The following is a 16,007-nucleotide window of genomic DNA, read 5'->3' as shown; positions in this document are numbered from 1 at the left end:
TAATTTGGTTGAACCAATGATAATGACGACACCGATCCAGCGTCAAGCACGGCGAGACGCCGGGACCGGTCGATTCATGGTCCCGCATCGGGAAGAACACGGAGCAATCAATGAGCATCAAACGACAGGCCTGCATCGCGGGCGCTTTCGAACATCCCACGCGCAAGGCGCCCGACAAGACCGTGGCGCAGCTGCATGCCGAATGCGCGCGCGGCGCGCTGGCCGACGCCGGTCTTTCGCTGCAGGACGTCGACGGTTATTTCTGCGCAGGCGACGCGCCCGGCCTCGGGCCGCTCAGCATGGTCGACTACCTCGGCCTGAAGGTGCGCCATGTCGACAGCACCGACACGGGGGGTTCCGCCTACCTGGTCCAGGTCTCCCATGCAGCGCAGGCGATTGCCGCGGGCAAGTGCAACGTGGCGCTCATCACGCTGGCCGGCCGCCCGCGCAGCGAAGCCAGCGCCGTGGGCACCGGGCCGCGCAACGTCACCGCGGCCACGCCGGACGTTCCCTGGGAAATGCCCTACGCCCCCATCACGGTGAACATGTACGCGCTGGCCGCCGCGCGCCACATGCACGAGTTCGGCACCACCAGCGAGCAGCTCGCATGGATCAAGGTGGCCGCGGCCGCGCATGCGCAATACAACCCGAACGCGATGCTGCGCGAGCCGGTCACGGTGGAAGAAGTGCTGGCCTCGCCCATGATCTCCGACCCGCTGCACAAGCTCGACTGCTGCGTGGTGAGCGACGGCGGCGGCGCGCTGCTGGTGGTGCGCCCCGAAATCGCCCGTTCGCTGAAGCGACCGGTCGTCGCCGTGCTCGGCGCGGGCGAGACCGTGAAGGGTCAGGCCAACGGGCAGGTCGACCTCACGTACTCGGGCGCGGCCGTGTCTGGCCCCATCGCGTTCGCCGAGGCGGGCGTAACGCCGGCCGACATCCAGTACGCGTCGATCTACGACAGCTTCACCATCACCGTGCTGATGCAGCTCGAGGACCTGGGCTTCTGCAAGAAGGGCGAAGGCGGCAGGTTCGTGATGGACGGCAACCTCATCTCGGGCGTCGGCAAGCTGCCCTTCAACACCGACGGCGGCGGCCTGTGCAACAACCATCCGGCCAACCGCGGCGGCATCACCAAGGTGATCGAGGCGGTGCGGCAATTGCGCGGCGAAGCGCACCCGAAGGTGCAGGTGCCCGACTGCCGCCTTGCACTGGCCCAGGGCACCGGCGGCCTGCTGGGCTCACGCCACGGCAGCGCCACACTGATCATGGAGAGAAGCTGAAATGACCACGATGTACCAAGAGCGCCCGCTGGGCGCGCCCATTGTCGACGCCGCCACCGAGGCCTACTGGAGCGCCGCGAAGGAAGGCAGGCTGCGCATCAAGCGCTGCACCGCGTGCGCCAGGCTGCACTGGTATCCGCGCGCGCTGTGCCCCTACTGCCTGGGCGATACCGAATGGGTGGACGCGTCGGGCAAGGGCACGATCTACAGCGTGAGCGTGACGCGCCGGGCTGGGCCCATTCCCTATGCGCTGGCCTACGTGACGCTGGACGAGGGCGTGACCATGCTCACCAACATCGTCGACTGCGACCTCGATGCGCTGCGCATCGGCGACCGGGTCGAGGTGAGCTTCAAGCCGGCCGAAGGCGGCTTTGCCGTGCCGATGTTCAAGCCCGCCTGAGCGCAGGCACACGACAAAAGGGCCGCGATGTTCGCGGCCCTTCTCTTTTTGCTGCTGCGCCTGCGCGGGGCGCCTATTCGGACTTGATGTCGGCCTCGCGGATCACGCTCGTCCACGTGCCGTATTCCTCGGCGATGCGCGCGCCGAGCTGCTCGGGCGTGCTGCCGGTGGCGGAGGCGCCTGCAGTCTCGAACTTCTCCTTGACCTCAGGCAGCGCGAGCGCCTTGACGATGGCGTCGTTGAGCTTGGCCACCACATCGCGCGGCGTGCCGGCGGGCGCGAACAGGCCGAACCAGACCTCGGGGTTGAAGCCGGCCAGCGTGTTCGCGATGGGCGGCGCGCCCGGGGCCAGCGGCGACGGCTGCAGCGACGAAACGCCGAGCAGCCGCACCTTGCCGTCCTTGATGAACGCGTTCATCTGCGACGAACTGGTGCTCAGCAGCACCTTCGACTCGCCGGTCAGGATGGCCTGCGTGGTCGGCGCCTGGCCCTTGTAGGGAATGTGGGTCATGCGGATGCCCGCCCTGCGGCTGAACAGCTCCGTCGCCAGGTGGCCGAACGAGGCCGGGCCGGCGGTCGCGAAGTCGAGCTTGCCGGGGTTGGCCTTGGCGTAGTCGACAAGCTCCTGCACCGACCTGGCAGGCACCGACGGGTTCACCACCAGGATCATCGGCTGCAGCGAAACCAGCGAGACCGGCGCGAAGTCCTTCAGCGGCGCGTAGTCGGCGTCCTTCGACACCTGCGGCGAGATCACCAGGCCGTTGTTCGGGAACAGCAGCGTGTAGCCGTTGGGGGCCGCCTTGGCCACGAACTTGGTCCCGAGCACGGCCGAGGCCCCGGCCTTGTTCTCGATGATCACCGGCTGCTTGAGAAATCGCTGCATCGGCTCCTGCAGCACCCGCGCCAGCACGTCGGTGGTGCCGCCCGGCGGGTACGGCACGATGATGGTGATCGGCTTGTTCGGAAAGCTCGAGGCCTGCGCGATGCAGGCCTGCGGCAGCGCCATCGCGCCTGCGGCCAGCAGAGCGGTCCACAGCAGCCTGGCCTTCGCCTTGGCATTCACCTTTACGTTCACCCTCAGCTTGAGAAAACGCTTCCATTCGATCGTCGGCATGCTTGTCTCCTTTTCTTTTTTCACGAAAGCTCGGAATCACCCGTGCACGTGCAGCGTGCGGCTTTCCCGCAATGCGGCGACGCGCTCGTCGCTCAGGCCCAGCAGGCTGCCGAGCAAGGCCGGGCCGTCACCACCCAGCGCCGGCACGCTGTTGCGCGCATGCGCCGCGGTGCGGGCGAAGCGAAAGGCGGGGTTGGGAACCTGGAACGGTCCCGAGCCGTCGTCGATGGTCTGGAACGCGTGCCGCTCCTGCAGCGGCGGCAGCTGCATCGCCTCGCGCACGGTGAAGTAGCGCGAGCACGGCACGCCGGCCGCGTTCATGGTCGCCTCGCATTCGGCCGCGCTTTGCGAGCCGGCCCAGTCGTCCAGCAGCTGCATCAGCTCGCCCCAGTGGTGCTCGCGGTCCTGGCTGATGGCAAAGCGCGGATCGGTGATCCACTCCGGGTGCCCGGTGCCACGCGCCAGCGCCTCGAAGTTGTTCTGGCTCACCGGCGCGATCAGCAAAAAGCCGTCCCTGGCCTTGGTGGGGCGGTACAACGGCCGGCGGCGCTCGGCCGGAAACTGCGCCTCCTGGCATTCGTACACCAGCATGCCGAGCATCGCGTCCATCAGCGACAGGTCGACATGGTCGCCCTCGCCCGTGCGCGCGGCGCGAAACAGCGCGCTCTGCACCGCCCCGAACGCCAGCGAGCCGCCCAGCACGTCGGCCACGAAGATGCCGTTCTTCAGCGGCCGCTCCACGTCGCCTTCCTGGTAGTCGAGGTTGGCCATGTCGTAGCCGCTGGCCGCGTGCAGCACCGGCGCGTAGGCGCTTCGGCCCGCCCATTCGCCCTCCTGGCCAAAGCCCGAGATCGAGCAATACACCAGCTTCGGGTTCAGCGCCGAGAGCGACGCGTAGTCCAGCCCGAGGCGCTTCATGACGCCGGGACGGTAGTTCTCGACCACCACGTCGCACTTCAGGACCATCTCGCGGATCAGCGCGATCGCCTCCGGCTTCTTGAGGTCGAGCGCCAGGCTCTTCTTGCCGGCATTGAGCTGCGCGAAGTAGGTGCTGCGGCCCTCGCGGCGCGGGGCGCGCAGGCGGATGTAGTCGCCCTCGGGCGGTTCGATCTTGATGACCTCCGCGCCCAGGTCGGCCATGAGCCGGGTGCAGTACGGGCCGGACATCATCGCGGTGAAGTCGAGGACGCGCACGCCGTCCAGGATGCCGGGCTTGGCGGCTGGGGTGTTGCTCATCGCAGGGCCTTCACGCGAGGTTCGATTCGGACACGGCGAGCCCGGCGAGGCGGGACGCGCCGAGTGCGTCGAGGTAGTCGCCGTGGGCGCCGGCATCCTTGGCGTAGCGCTTCAGGTACGCGGCGAAGGCCTCCTCGCTCACGCTGGCCTTCACGTACTCCTTCAGGTGGCGTTCGTCCGCGCGATACAGCGAGGGCGACGACGTGGGGTGCGCACCGTAGGGCGCCTCCACCACCGCATCGACCATCACGCTCGGCAGCTTGGTCAAGTGGTTCGAGCGGCGGATGGTGTCGCTGGACACGATGCGGTCGACCGAGACGATCACATGACGCGACGCCTGCGCGAGCATGGCGTCGAAGAACGGCGTTGCCAGGTACTGCACGTTGCCGTATTCGTCGGCCTGCTGGGCATGCAGCAGGCACACGTCGGGCTTGATGGCGGCCGCGGCCAGCATCTTGCGCTCGCCGGGCTTCGACGGCAGGGGCCAGTAGTGCTCGGGCGTGTGGCGCGGCAGGTCGGTGCCCAGGTCGGGAATGGCCGTCCAGGGCATGTCGCAGACGCCGGCGCGCAGCCCGCCGGCAATGCCGGGGCCGTCGAGCTCGTACACCTTCAGCGTGCCGGCCTCGGCCTGGCGGCGAAAGTGCGGGGCCAGGCCGAACTGCTCGAAGCTGATGAACACGCAGGCGGTGCTGCGCGCGCAGCCGGCGCCGATCAGCATGTCGGGAGCGATGGAGCCGGGCGCGGGCACCAGGTCGAGGCTGCGCACGCCCTTGCGGATGAGTGCACGCACCAGCGCCATCGGCTGCGCGTTGAAGATCCAGCCGCCCAGGCCCACCCGGTCCCCGTCCTTGACGACCGCCACGGCCTCGTCGAGGGAAATCAGTTTGCTCTTGTTGCTCATGAGGCGCCTTGTCAGGGAAATTTGCGGCGAAGCGTGCCGCGGGTGTCTACGTGGGTGCGCAGGAGGTGCAGTTCTTCTGCGGAAGGCATGGCGGTGACGGGCGGCGTGCCGTCGACCCGCATCTCGAAGCCGGTGGCCGCATGGACCTGTTCGAGCGTGACGCCCGGATGCACCGAGCGCACGCGCATGGCCTTGGAAACGGGCTCGAAGTCGAACACGCCCAGCGGCGACACCACGAGCTTCGGGCCGCCCGCGGGCAGGCCGGCCTCTTCGCGGGAGTTGCCGCCTTCCATGTGGCCGGGGCCGCAGAGAAAGTCCACGCGTGGCACGAATGCGCTCTTGTCATGGCGCGTGAGCGCCACGTAGAAGCGCTTGGCCAGCCCGCACAGCGCGCTGATGCCCACGGTGCCGGGGCCGCGCACTTTCGGCTTTGCGTGGTCGCCGACCACCACGGTGTTGATGTTGCCGAAGCGGTCGACCTGCAGTGCCGACAGGATCGCGAAGTCGAAGAAGTGGATCTTCCAGTCGATGAAGTCGATCATGTTCGGAAGGTCCATCCAGGCCTCGGAGGATTCGATGTTCTCCGAGTCGGCCGTGGACAGCAGGTGGTTGCGCACCGGGTTCACCATGCCGCCGGGGCCGGAGATCCACCACAGGCGGGGTGCCTGCATCTTTCGCGCGAGGTTGCAGGCGGCCAGCTGGATGTCGGAGTTGGTTCCGATGATGACTTTTTCGCCATCCTCGAAATCGCGGGCCAGCAGCACGGCGAGCAACTCTCCCGTCGAAGGCTTGTCGTTGTCTTGGGTCATAGGATCCTGGAATCTAGTTTTGGTTGAACCATTGCTAAATGCTAGGAATTCACCCTCGCCCTGTCAAGCGGGATTCGCCCCGGGTGCGCCAAAAAAAAACCGCTCGCGTTTCGGCGAGCGGTCGGGTCGGCGGGCAGCGCGCGCAGGCGCTAGCGCGGCGTTTTCACTGGCGGCTTGGCCGCAGGCCTGGAAGCCGCCTTCGCGACCGGCTTGGCCGGCGACTTGGCGGCGGGCTTTGCCGCGGCTTTGGCGGCCGGCTTCGGACGGGCCTTGGCGGCGGCCGGATCTGCCTCGGCCTCCTGCGCATCGCCGCCCTCGATCTTCGACAGGTAGCTGCGCTGCAGCCGCTTGAGGATGGACTCCATCTCCGCCACCGCGGCGTCCGAATCCCGTGCGGCAAGGTGCTTCACGAAGCGGCGGCGCGACGGCAGCACGTAGGCGTTCTCGTAGTGCCCGACCTGGCCGATGAACTCCGCCAGCACGTTGAGCACGCCGTTCATCACGATCACCATGATCGGATTGCCCGTCATGCGCGCCAGGATGCGGTGGAACTCCAGGTTGGTGGCGGCGCGCGCGGGAAAGTCGTCCTTGCGCGTGGCCTCCTCGGCCGCGTCGATGTTGCTGCTCAGCGCCTCGATGTCGGCCGGCGTGGCGCGTGCGCACGCCTCGCGCACCAGGATCGACTCGAGCCAGATGCGCGCCTCGGTCAGTTGCTCGGGCTGGATGGCGCCCATGTGGTACATGTCCATGAGCCCCGTGGCAATGGCGTCGCCGCTGCGCCCGCTGATGAAGGCGCCGCCCGTGGCGCCCTTCTGCAACCGGATGAGCCCGGCGTGTTCCAGCGAGCGAAGCGCTTCGCGCAGGGTGTTGCGCGACACGCCGAACTGCTCGGATAGCGCGCGCTCCGACGGCAGCCGCGTGCCGACCTTGAGCCGCCCCTGCGACAGCTCGGTGCGTATCTGCTGCGCGATTTCCTCGAAGGCGCGCGCCGAGCGGATGACCTGGAACTTTGCGGCCGACACCGGCGCGGCGGCCGGCGTCGGCGTGGGTTGCGATTCTTTGGCGTTCATGTTGTTTCTCCCGGAGAACCCGTAAAAAGTTGGACCTTTGAGCCAATGATAAGTGCGCGGATTCGGGCTGCCGTTGTTTCCGTACTCCGCTCCAACAATTCACAATGGTTGTACCATTGATGTTTTTCAGGAGAAAACGATGACGCAGCAGGACCTGCCCAGTGACGAAGAACGCGCGATGCTGCGCGATTCGGTGCGTGGCTTCCTGGCCAGGCACTGGCCTTCCTCCACCGCCATGGAATGGGCGACGGACCCGACCCGCGTGAAAGAGGTGTGGCGCCAGCTTGCCGACCAGGGCCTGACGGCGCTCGGCAGCGACCGCAACGAGGGCGTACTGCGCGAAATCACCATCACGATGGAGGAAATGGGTCGCGCCGCCTGCCCGGTGCCGCTGCATCACCTGGCCCTGCTCCACCTGGCCGGCCTGCGCACCGCGGCCGGCGACGAGCACGCGCTGTTCGACGAGGCGCGCACCGGCGAGGCACGCGTGCTGCTGGCGCTCGGCGCCTTCGACGGCGACCGCAGCGCGGGGAGCGCCACCATGACCGACAACACCGTGTCCGGTGAGCTGTCCTTCATGGAGACGGCGGACAGCGCCACGCATTTCGCGGTCGCCGTGGCCGGTCCGGGCCTGGCGCTGGTCGACGCCAGCGCCCCTGGCGTGCGTATCGAAGCCACGCCGGCCATGGGCGCCCACGGCATGAGCCGCGTCACGCTGCACGACGTGCCGGCCACGCTGCTCGATGTGTCGGCCCCGACGCTGTACGACCTCCAGCTCATGACCCGCCTGGCGCTGAGCGCACGCGCCGGGGGCGCGGCGGCGCGCGCCTTCGAGATGGCGGTCGCGTACGCCGGCGAGCGCAAGCAGTTCGGCCGGCTGATCGGGAGCTTCCAGGCCATCCAGCACAAGCTGGCGAACAACCAGATCGCGCTGATGGGCACGCAGCTCACGCTGGCCAACGCCGCGCGGCAGCACGACCTGGGCACCGACAACTGGCGCGTCTTCGCCTCCGCGGCCTGCGCGGCCGCCGGAGCCACGCTGCGCCAGGTGGCCCTCGAGACCCAGCACACCTTCGGCGCCATCGGCTACAGCGAGGAGCACGAGGCGCCGCGGCACTTCAAGCAGGTCCACCTCGATGTGCTGCGCCACGGCGGCGTGCGCCGCAGCAAGGAGGAACTGGCGGAGTACTTCCTGGGCGACGTGCCCCACGCGTTGCCCGAATACGACCTGGGGCCACAAGGCAACGCCTTTCGCGAAGAGGTGCGCGCCTGGCTGAAGGTGCACTGGTCGGGCGAGCGCAAGGCAGCGCACGACCGCCTGGGCTTCAAGCAGCGCGAGTACGACCGCGACTTCGCGCGCGACCTGGGCAAGACAGGCTGGATCGGGCTGGGCTGGCCCGAGCGCTTCGGCGGCCAGGCGCGCGGCGCCTTCGAGCAGCTCGCGTTCGTCGAGGAAATGGAGCGCGCCGAGGCGCCGCGTGCCGGCGCGCCCGTGCAGGCGGCCATGCTGCAGGTGCACGGCACGCCGGCGCAGCAGGACCGCTACCTGCCGCAGATCCTGCGTGGCGAGGCCATCTACGGCATGGGCTACAGCGAGCCCGATTCAGGCTCCGACCTGGCCTCGATGCGCACGCGTGCCGTGCGCGACGGCGACCACTACGTCATCAACGGCCAGAAGATCTGGACCACCACCTACTGGGGCGAGTACATGCTGCTGGCCACCCGCACCGACCCCGAGGCCAGCCCGCCGCACGCCGGCCTGAGCCTGTTCATCGTGCCGATGGACACGCCCGGCATCACCGTCAAGACCTCGACCACCCTGTATGGCGGCAGCTTCGCCAACGTGTTCTACGACAACGTGCGCGTTCCCGCCGACGCGATGGTCGGTGAGCTGAACGGCGGCTGGAAGGTGCTGGTGGGCGCGCTGGCCACGGAGCGCGGCTTCATCGGCGGCGGCATCGTGATGAAGGTGGCGCACGCCTTCGAGCTGCTGTGCGACTACATCCGGGGCGCGCAGCTGGACGGGCGCGCGATGCGGCTGGACCCCTTGGTGCGCGGGCAGATCGGCGAACTGGCATCCCAGATCGAGGTGGGCCGCCAGATGATGATGCACTGCGCCGAACGAGTGGACGCAGGCGAAACGCCGTTGCACGACGCAGCTGCCAGCAAGGTGTACTCGGGTGAACTGATGGAGCGCTTCGGCGAGGTGGCGCTCGACATTCTCGGCATGGAAGGCACCTTGTCCGAAGGCAGCCCGGGTGCCCTGCTGCAGGGCCGGATCGAGCAGAACCTGCGCCATTCGCTGATGTGGGTGATCAGCATCGGCACCAACGAGATCCAGCGCACCCTGATCGCCCAGCGCGGGCTCGGCCTGCCGCGCTGAAGCGGCTCAGCGCGGCGCCTTCTTGCGCTCCATGTCCTCCAGCAGGAGATGCAGCGCGGTCAGGTGCTTGGCCAGCGCCGCGCTGGCCTTGGGCGCATCGCGATCGCGCATGAGGCGCAGCACCTTGCGGCGCACCTGAACCACGTTGCTGTGCGGCGCCTGCAGCTGCGCGATGAGGCCGCGCAATATCTCCGACAGCGCGTCGATCAGCATCACGATCACTTCGTTGTGCGTAGCGCGGCCGATGAGCCGGTAGAACTCGGTGATGAGCGCGCTGTCGCGCACCGGCTTGCCCTGCTTCACCAGTTCGGCAAAGCGATCGATGTCGTCTTCGATGGCGGCAAAGTCGGCCTCGGTGGCGCGCTCACAGGCCAGCTTGATCGCCAGGTCGCACAGCAGGATGCGCGCCTCGGTCACGTCCGACACCGGCACCTGGTTGAGCGCCACCATGTCGCGCACCGCCTGCGTGATCCCGTCGGGGTGCGACTGCTTGATGTAGAAGCCGCCATTGATGCCGGTCAGGGCCTCCACCATGCCTGCCATCTCCAGGCTTCGCAGTGCTTCGCGCACGCCGCTGCGGCTGACGCCGAACTGCTCCGACAGTTCCTTTTCACTGGGCAGCCTGTCGCCGGCGGCAAGTTGCCCGTCGGCCAACTGCTGGCGGATCTGGTCGCAAATGGCTTCGAATGCGCGGCGCATGCGCACGGGTGCAAAAACGGGTGTGGTTTCCGACATGGCTTTTTCCTCCTCTGGGTCACGAACGATGAAAGCGCTGGGCTCGGAGCCGGTAGTGTGCCCTCCCGGGCAGGTGCGGATTGACCATTCTCTCAGATTTAACTATGGTTCAACCAATGGATATTTCAGAAAAACCAGGAGACATCCGATGAACCCATCGCGCCGCCACACCCTCGCCACCGGCCTCGCCATTGCGGGAGCCGCCTCCATGCCCTCGTTCGCCTGGGCCGACCCGGCCTATCCGAACAACGTCATCAAGTTCATCATCCCGACGCCTGCAGGCGGCGGGCACGACACCATGATGCGCGTCATCGGACAAAAGCTCACCGAGTCCTGGGGCCAGCCGAGCATCGTCGAATCGAAGGCTGGCGCCAGCGGGGCCATCGCTGCGGCGACCGTGGCCAGGGCGACTCCCGACGGCTACACGCTGCTGGTCAACTACAGCGCACTGATCAGCAACCTGGTGCTGCAGCCGACCCAGACCTACAAGATGTCGGAGCTCGCGCCCATCAGCATGCTGGCGCTCACGCCCATTGCCATCGGCGTGCGCGAATCGTTGAACATCAAGACGCTGAAGCAACTGGTGGACCTCGCCAAGAGCAAGCCCGGCCAGATTTCCTACGGCTCGTACGGCCCCGGATCAGGCGGCAACTTCGTCGGCGAATTGCTCAACATCGCGGCGGGCATCGACACGGTGCATGTCCCCTACAAGGGCGAAGCACCCGCGCTGCAGGACCTCATCGGCGGCCAGATCGACACGGCGGTGGTGTCACTGGGCGGCGTTTCCCGCTACCCGGGAAAAATTCGTGCGCTGGCGGTTGCAAGCCCGACCCGGTTTTCCTTGTATCCCGACGTGCCCACCTTCGCCGAGGCGGGGTTCCCCGACGTCGTGATGCCGGGTTTCGGTGCACTGTTTGCGCCGGCCGGAACCCCCAAGGCGATCATCGACAAGCTCTCGACGGAAATGGCCCGCATCGTCAAGCTGCCTGACGTCGCGCCCAAGCTGCTGGAGCTGGGCTTCGAACCCGCGGGATGGGGCCCGCCCAAGCTCTCGGCCTTTCTTGCCGAGCAACTGGAGTTGACGAAGAAGCTGGTGGCCACCGGTCGCATCAAGCTCTGAGCGACCGGCTCGCTCAATCGACCCAGCGGCTCGCTTCGCCAATGGTGGCGCGCGTGGTGCGGAACCGGTTCGCGGGGTGCGCCGGGTCTTCGTACCCGAAAGAAATTCCGCACACCACCTGGCGGTCTTCAGGAACATCGAACCAGCGGTGCAGGAACTTCGCGCGCGAGGCGACGGCCGCCTGCGCAACGCTCGCGACGCCCCGCGCCCGGGCGGCCAGCATGAAGTTGCTCACGTACGCGCCGCAGTCGAGCACGCCGTAGGTGCCGAGCACCGCCTCGGTGGTGACCAGCGCCATGTGCGGCGCGCCGAAGAAACTGAAGTTCAGCTCCGCCTGCCGCGCCGAGGCCTCGCGGTCGCCGTGCGCAATGCCCACGCTGTCGTACAGCTGGAAGCCGCATTCCCGCCGCCGCTCGCGGTACACGCCCCGGTATTCGGCAGGCGGAGCGATGTCGAAGGACGGGTCGGCCGACGCCTCCAGCGTGGCCATGGCCTGGCGCAAGCGCTCGGTGGCCGCGGCGCTGGTCACTGCGACCTGCCAGGGCTGCGAGTTGCACCACGAGGCGGTGCGCTGCGCGGCGCGCAGGATGGCGTCGACCACCTCGCGCGGCACGGGCGTGGCGAGGTAGCCGCGGCAGCTGTAGCGCGCGTCGAGCACGGCGTCGAAGGCGGCGGCTTGCGAGGTATCGGCGGTGTTCTGGGTGTTCCTTGTCTCATGGTCCATCGGCAATCCTTCTATGGTTGATCCATTTTAAAGGTTATTGGGCTTTCAGCTTTACAGGCCCGCGTGCCGGAAGCTAGCATTGGTTCTACCAATTTGGTTCTCCAAAGTGGACACACCAGATCGACACCCGTGTCCGCCATGCACCTGTCCCCACAAGGAATCTGCCCCCATGCTTTCCCACGAAGACAACGAAACCCTGGTCCGCGTCGGCGCCGGCACCCCCATGGGGCAGCTGATGCGCCTCTACTGGATTCCCTTCCTGCCCAGCCGCGACCTGCAGGCCGACGGACAGCCGCAGCGCGTGCGCCTGCTGGGCGAAGAGCTGCTGGCGTTCCGCGACAGCGAAGGCCGCATCGGCCTCATCGACCATGCCTGTCCGCACCGCGGCGCGCCGCTGGTGTTCGGGCGCAACGAGGACTGCGGCGTGCGCTGCATCTACCACGGCTGGAAGTTCGGCGTGGACGGCCACGTGCTCGACACCCCGGCCGAGCCCGCGCAAAGCCGGCTCAAGGACACCGTGCAGATCAAGAACTACCCCTGCCGCGAGCGCAACGGCATCGCCTGGACCTACATGGGCCCCGACCGCGACAACCTGCCGCCGCTGCCCAACCTCGAGTGGAACCTGGTGCCCGAGGAGAACGTGTACGTGAGCTTTCGCGTGCAGGAGTGCAACTGGCTGCAGGCGGTGGAAGGCGAGATCGACTCCGCGCACGCCCCCATCCTGCACGGTCGCATCGACCAGCAAGGCGCCATCAGCGACTGGACCGCCAAGAAAGACCTGCGCCCCACCTTCGAGTGCAAGCGCCAGGACTTCGGCATGAGCGTGGCTTCAAAGCGCGTGCTCGACGAGCGCACGCACTACTGGCGCGTGAACCAGTTCATGCTGCCCTTCTACACGCTGGTGCCGCCGCAGTCGCAGTACCCCGAGCTCAGCGGCCACGCCTGGGTGCCGCTGGACGACCACCACACGCTGTGCATCATGTTCTCGTACCACCCGACGCAGCCGTTCTACGAGAAGACCCGCAAGATCTTCGACAACGGCCACGCCGGCCGCGAGACCGGCCACCCGAGCGTGAACGCCTACGCGCCGCGCCCGCCGACCGAGCCCTACGCGAAGTACTGGACCAAGTTCAACCTGCAGAGCGCGTTCCTCTTCAACTACGACGCGCAGACCAAAACCTGGTTCTCGGGCCTGCCGGGCCTGTGGGTGCAGGACGCGGCCTGCCAGTCGGGCGTGGCCCCGATCTACGACCGCTCCAAGGAGCACCTGGGCATGAGCGACACCGGCATCGCGATGACGCGCCGGCTGCTGCTGGAAACCGTGCGCAACCTCTCGGTGCGCCAGCAGCGCCCTCCGCGCATTGAAGATCCCGACCTGCCGATGGTGCGCGCGGTGTCGCTCACGCTGCCGGCCAGCGAGTCATGGAACGATTCGGGGCGCGAGGCGATGACCGCGCGGCTGGGCGCCGACTTCGGCTACACGCCATGAACATGCCCGCTCCCATCGACCTGCGCCTGCGCCAGATCCGGCTGGAGGCCGAGGGCATCGCGTCTTACGAGTTCGTATCGGCCAACGACGCCGCGCTGCCCGCCTTCACCGCCGGCGCGCACATCGACCTGCACCTGCCGCACGGCATGGTGCGCAGCTACTCGCTGGTCAACGCGCCCTCCGACGGGGGCCGCTACGTGGTGGCGGTGCAGCGCGACGCCGAAGGCCAGGGCGGCTCCGCGTGGATGCACGCCACCCCGCGCGTGGGCGACCGCCTGCGCGCCACGCCGCCGAGCAACGACTTCGCCCTGGTGGAAGACACGGCGCATTCCGTGTTCATCGCGGGCGGCATCGGCATCACACCGGTCATGTCGATGCTGCGCCGGCTGCGCGAGCTGGACCGGCCGTGGCGCCTGCACTACGCGAGCCGCTCGCCGCGCGAGACCGCCTACGCCGACGCACTGCGTGCCATGGCGGGCGACGGGCGCGAGGTCGACTTCTGCTTCGGCTCTTCGCGCCTGGACCGGCTCGACATCTCCGCCATCGTGCGCGATGCGCCGCCCGGCACGCACCTGTACTGCTGTGGCCCGGCACGCATGATCGACGCCTTCATCGCAGCCGGCGCCTCGCGGCCCGCGGGCACGGTGCACTTCGAGCGCTTCGCCGCCGCCAGCGAGGCGGCCACCGAAGGCGGCTACGACGTGGTGCTGGAGCGCAGCGGCCAGCGCCTTGCCGTGGCACCGGGCAAGACCATTCTCGACACGCTGCTCGACCACGCCGTCGACGTTCCCTATGCCTGCACCGCGGGCGTGTGCGGCACCTGCCGCACCAAGGTGATCGCGGGCGAGCCCGACCACCGCGACGACTTCCTGAGCGCCGAGGAAAAGCAGGCCAACGACAGCATCATGATCTGCTGCTCCGGCGCGCGCTCGAAGACGCTGGTGCTCGACCTTTGAGCGGCATGCACACCATGGCCACCAAGCTCGACCCCACCACCGAGGCACAGGAACCCACCGGCGGCCAAGGTGGCCACGGTGCCATTGCCGGCATCCTGGCGTACCTGCGCGACCGCCGCCTGCAGCCCGGCGACCGGCTGCCTTCGGAGCGCGACCTGGCCGAACGCCTCGGCGTGGGCCGCAACGCCGTGCGCGAGGCGCTCGCCACGCTGGTCACGCTGCGCATCGTCGAGTCGCGGCCCAACTCGGGCATCTACCTGCGGCACGTGGAGCGCGAAGCCAGCTTCGAGGCGCTGGTGATGCTCACCGACATGGGCGGCACGCCCACGCCGGTCGAGGTGGCCGAGACGATGGAGGTGCGCGGCCACCTGGAGGTGCTGGCCGCCGGCCTCGCCTGCCAGCGCCGCACCGAGGCCGACCTGGAGCGCATGGAAGCCGTGTTGCGACGTACCGAAGAAGTGCTGTCGCAAGACGGGAACATCGCCGCCGCCGACACCGAATTCCACATCGCGCTGGTCGACGCCACGCACAACTCGGTGCTGGTGCGCGTGCTGCATGCCTTCTACCGGTTCACGGGCGAGCGCCGCCAGGCCATGTTCGAGGACACGGCACAAGGCAAGGCCTCGCTGCGCGACCACCGCCGGCTGTTCGAACACATCCGTGCGCGCGATTCGGCCAAGGCGCAGCTTCTCATCCTGCGGCACATGGACCGCGCCCGCAGCTACTGGTCGAGCGTGCTCGGCAACTGAATTGAACTGACCTGACCTGAACCGGCCCACGTATTCACGAAAACAAGGAGACCTCACCATGAAACCCGCATTCCTCCCCCGACGCACGCTGCTGTGCACCGCATGCCTGTGGCTCGCTGCCGGCGTGTTGCCCGCGTTCGCCCAGGGCAGCTACCCGAGCAAGCCGATTCGCATGATCGTGCCGTACGCGGCCGGCGGCAGCACCGACCAGCTCGCGCGTGCCATCCAGCAATCGATGACCGAGACGCTGGGCCAGACCGTCATCGTCGAGAACAAGCCCGGCGCGGGCGGCACCATCGGGGTGGACTACGTTGCCAAGGCCCCGGCCGACGGCTACACGCTGGTGTTCGGCAACACCGGCCCCAACGCCGTGGTCGGGCTGATGCGCAAGGTGCCGTACGACGAGCTGAAAGACCTGCGGCCCATTTCCACCGTGGCCATCACGCCGATGATCCTGGCCGTGCCCGCCGACAGCCCGGCCAGGACGATGAAGGAGTTCCTCGCGTATGCAAAGAAGAACGGCACGTCGCTGAACATCGGCTCGGTCGGCAACGGTTCGCTGTCGCACCTCACGGCCGAATACTTCAACGAGGCCGCGGGCCTCAAGCTGCAGCACATTCCGTACAACGGCGGCGCGCCGATGATGACGGCCTTTGCCGGCGGCCAGCTGCAGGCCGCCTTCGTCACCGGGCTGGACGGTGCCACGCTCGTCAACTCGGGCAAGGTGCGCTACCTGGCGGTGGGCACGCTCAAGCCCACCGAAACGGTGCCGGGCCTGCCGGCCATTGCGGACGACGTGCCGGGCTTCAGGAGCTCGGCCTGGTTCGGCGTGCTCGCGCCCAAGGACACGCCGCAGGACGTGGTCGCCAGGCTGCAGGCGGCGATAAGCACCGCGGTCGCGCGCCCCGAGGTGCGAAGGATGTTCTCCGAGCGCAACGTGGAGGCGCGCAGCAGCACGCCGCAAGAACTCGAAAAGCTCATTCGCGACGAAATGGCGCAGTGGGGCCCGGTCGTGCGCAAAGCCAACATCCAGATGTGAGA

General features: G+C 68.0%; 15 protein-coding genes. 8 read left to right on the top strand and 7 right to left on the bottom strand.

What is annotated here, in order from left to right:
• Window positions 1-110: 110 nt before the first annotated feature.
• Both ACSFBM_RS18805 and ACSFBM_RS18800 read left to right on the top strand, forming a co-directional pair.
• Entirely contained in the window at window positions 111-1,280 is a 1,170-nt protein-coding gene (locus ACSFBM_RS18805) for a thiolase domain-containing protein (RefSeq protein ID WP_435485692.1), read from the top strand.
• A 1-nt stretch (window position 1,281) separates the two neighbouring features.
• Window positions 1,282-1,680, top strand: a complete 399-nt coding sequence (locus ACSFBM_RS18800) for a Zn-ribbon domain-containing OB-fold protein (protein WP_435440884.1) — start codon at window positions 1,282-1,284, stop codon at window positions 1,678-1,680.
• 73 nt (window positions 1,681-1,753) lie between these two features.
• Here the strand turns inward: ACSFBM_RS18800 and ACSFBM_RS18795 are convergent, their stop codons facing one another.
• The 5 genes from ACSFBM_RS18795 to ACSFBM_RS18775 form a co-directional block, all read right to left on the bottom strand.
• Window positions 1,754-2,794 (bottom strand): Bug family tripartite tricarboxylate transporter substrate binding protein, encoded by a 1,041-nt coding sequence (locus ACSFBM_RS18795; RefSeq protein WP_435485691.1) that lies wholly within the window; start codon window positions 2,792-2,794, stop codon window positions 1,754-1,756.
• A gap of 36 nt (window positions 2,795-2,830) precedes the next feature.
• Window positions 2,831-4,030 carry a CaiB/BaiF CoA transferase family protein gene (locus ACSFBM_RS18790; RefSeq protein WP_435485690.1) on the bottom strand — a complete coding sequence of 400 codons (1,200 nt, stop codon included), beginning with the start codon at window positions 4,028-4,030 and terminating at the stop codon, window positions 2,831-2,833.
• Window positions 4,031-4,040: 10 nt separating this feature from the next.
• The gene (locus tag ACSFBM_RS18785; RefSeq protein ID WP_435485689.1) at window positions 4,041-4,931 is read right to left on the bottom strand and encodes a CoA transferase subunit A; all 891 of its coding nucleotides are present in this window, start codon (window positions 4,929-4,931) and stop codon (window positions 4,041-4,043) included.
• An 11-nt stretch (window positions 4,932-4,942) separates the two neighbouring features.
• A complete protein-coding gene (locus ACSFBM_RS18780) occupies window positions 4,943-5,740 on the bottom strand; it encodes a CoA-transferase subunit beta (RefSeq protein WP_435485688.1) in 798 nt (265 codons plus the stop codon).
• Window positions 5,741-5,889: 149 nt separating this feature from the next.
• Window positions 5,890-6,810, bottom strand: coding sequence for a FadR/GntR family transcriptional regulator (locus tag ACSFBM_RS18775; RefSeq protein ID WP_435485687.1), 921 nt, complete (start codon window positions 6,808-6,810; stop codon window positions 5,890-5,892).
• A 139-nt stretch (window positions 6,811-6,949) separates the two neighbouring features.
• On the opposite strand from ACSFBM_RS18775, the gene ACSFBM_RS18770 reads away from it, so the two are divergent.
• A complete protein-coding gene (locus ACSFBM_RS18770; RefSeq protein WP_435485686.1) occupies window positions 6,950-9,193 on the top strand; it encodes an acyl-CoA dehydrogenase family protein in 2,244 nt (747 codons plus the stop codon).
• Between the two features lie 6 nt (window positions 9,194-9,199).
• Here the strand turns inward: ACSFBM_RS18770 and ACSFBM_RS18765 are convergent, their stop codons facing one another.
• The gene (locus tag ACSFBM_RS18765) at window positions 9,200-9,928 is read right to left on the bottom strand and encodes a FadR/GntR family transcriptional regulator (RefSeq protein WP_435440891.1); all 729 of its coding nucleotides are present in this window, start codon (window positions 9,926-9,928) and stop codon (window positions 9,200-9,202) included.
• A gap of 148 nt (window positions 9,929-10,076) precedes the next feature.
• On the opposite strand from ACSFBM_RS18765, the gene ACSFBM_RS18760 reads away from it, so the two are divergent.
• Window positions 10,077-11,048 carry a Bug family tripartite tricarboxylate transporter substrate binding protein gene (locus tag ACSFBM_RS18760; protein ID WP_435440892.1) on the top strand — a complete coding sequence of 324 codons (972 nt, stop codon included), beginning with the start codon at window positions 10,077-10,079 and terminating at the stop codon, window positions 11,046-11,048.
• A gap of 13 nt (window positions 11,049-11,061) precedes the next feature.
• On the opposite strand, the gene ACSFBM_RS18755 is transcribed toward ACSFBM_RS18760, so the two are convergent.
• Window positions 11,062-11,772: a nitroreductase gene (locus tag ACSFBM_RS18755; RefSeq protein ID WP_435485685.1), complete on the bottom strand. Its 711-nt coding sequence runs from the start codon at window positions 11,770-11,772 to the stop codon at window positions 11,062-11,064.
• 169 nt (window positions 11,773-11,941) lie between these two features.
• Between ACSFBM_RS18755 and ACSFBM_RS18750 the strand changes: the two genes are divergently transcribed.
• The 4 genes from ACSFBM_RS18750 to ACSFBM_RS18735 are packed head-to-tail and all read left to right on the top strand — an operon-like array spanning window position 11,942 to window position 16,005.
• On the top strand, window positions 11,942-13,261 hold the full coding sequence (locus ACSFBM_RS18750) for a Rieske 2Fe-2S domain-containing protein (RefSeq protein ID WP_435440894.1): 1,320 nt from the start codon (window positions 11,942-11,944) through the stop codon (window positions 13,259-13,261).
• A complete protein-coding gene (locus tag ACSFBM_RS18745) occupies window positions 13,258-14,217 on the top strand; it encodes a PDR/VanB family oxidoreductase (protein WP_435485684.1) in 960 nt (319 codons plus the stop codon). Before ACSFBM_RS18750 ends, ACSFBM_RS18745 begins: the two co-directional genes overlap by 4 nt.
• Before the next feature lie 14 nt (window positions 14,218-14,231).
• Window positions 14,232-14,966: a FadR/GntR family transcriptional regulator gene (locus ACSFBM_RS18740; RefSeq protein WP_435485683.1), complete on the top strand. Its 735-nt coding sequence runs from the start codon at window positions 14,232-14,234 to the stop codon at window positions 14,964-14,966.
• 58 nt (window positions 14,967-15,024) lie between these two features.
• On the top strand, window positions 15,025-16,005 hold the full coding sequence (locus ACSFBM_RS18735; protein WP_435485682.1) for a Bug family tripartite tricarboxylate transporter substrate binding protein: 981 nt from the start codon (window positions 15,025-15,027) through the stop codon (window positions 16,003-16,005).
• Window positions 16,006-16,007: the final 2 nt, after the last annotated feature.

The sequence above is a fragment of the Variovorax pasteuri genome (assembly GCF_051216435.1).
Classification (GTDB): domain Bacteria; phylum Pseudomonadota; class Gammaproteobacteria; order Burkholderiales; family Burkholderiaceae_C; genus Variovorax.
This window is presented reverse-complemented; position numbering and strand designations above follow the sequence as displayed.